Origin of the sequence: Arthrobacter sp. TB 26 (assembly GCF_000427315.1) — a bacterium.
GTDB lineage: Bacteria > Actinomycetota > Actinomycetes > Actinomycetales > Micrococcaceae > Arthrobacter.
Genome location: NZ_AUPJ01000290.1, coordinates 1 through 1121 on the forward strand (window position 1 = coordinate 1; position 1121 = coordinate 1121).

The following is a 1121-nucleotide window of genomic DNA, read 5'->3' on the forward strand; positions in this document are numbered from 1 at the left end:
CCGCCGAGGGCTTCCCGGCCGTGCGCCGTCAGCCAGTTCCCGAGCCCGGGCCCCGCCGGAACGATCCCGGTGGGGTTGATGTCCTCGTGGACGATGTAGTAGTGCTGCTTGATCTGCACGAAGTCCGTGGTGTCCCCAAACCCGGGGGTCTGGAACAGGTCGCGGGCGTAGGCCCACAGTGCAGGCATCTCGCTGAGTTTCTGCCGGTTGCACTTGAAGTGTCCGTGGTAGACGGCGTCGAACCGTGCCAGCGTTGTGAAGAGGCGGACGTCGGCCTCGGTGATCGTGTCTCCCACCAGGTAACGCTGGCCGGTGAGGCGTTCCTCCAGCCAGTCCAGGGCAGTCCAGAGCCGGTCATAAGCGGCGTCGTACGCTTCCTGGGAGCCGGCGAAGCCGCAGCGGTACACACCGTTGTTCACCTCGGTGAACACCCTCTTGTTGACGGCGTCGATCTCCCCGCGCAGGGCCTCCGGGTACAGCTCCGGCGCACCGGGCCGGTGGTAGGCGGCCCACTCGGTGGAGAAATCCAGGGTGATCTGCGGGAAGTTGTTGGTCACTACCTGGCCGGAGGCCACGTCCACGATGGCCGGGACAGTGATGCCGCGGGGATAGTCCGGGAAGCGGCGGAAGTACGCCTCCTGGATACGCTCCATGCCGAGTACCGGATCCTTGCCGCCGGGATCAAGGTCAAACGTCCAGGAACGCGCATCGTGGGTGGGCCCGGGCTGGCCGAGGGATATGACGTCCTCAAGGCCAAGGAGCTGCCGCACGATCACGGTCCGGTTGGCCCACGGGCACGCGCGGGCCGCGATCAACCGGTAGCGTCCCGGCTCCACCGGCCAGCCGGGCTCGCCATTGACGCCGGGGGCACGGTCGCGGGTGATCCGGTCCTCAATGTAGTTGGTGTCACGGGTGAACTCCTCGCCGCCGGTGACATAGGCACCCTTGGTGCTGAAGCCGGGGTCGTCGGTGTGTGTTGTGCTCATGTTCCCAGCCTATGCCGGGGTGCCGCCGGGTCCGGGCAATGGTGCGCCCAGCAGGGTCACGAACACCTGCGACATCGGCTGCCAGGCAACCCACCAGGCGGCACCGACGACGGCGGCGAACAGCACGATCCACAC

Annotated in this window: 1 protein-coding gene; it reads right to left on the reverse strand. The window is 67.2% G+C overall.

The window, feature by feature from the left end; translation table 11 throughout:
* Positions 1–986 (reverse strand): glutathione S-transferase family protein (locus K789_RS0110400; RefSeq protein WP_024366702.1); only part of this gene is annotated, 986 nt, incomplete at its 3' end.
* Positions 987–1121: the final 135 nt, after the last annotated feature.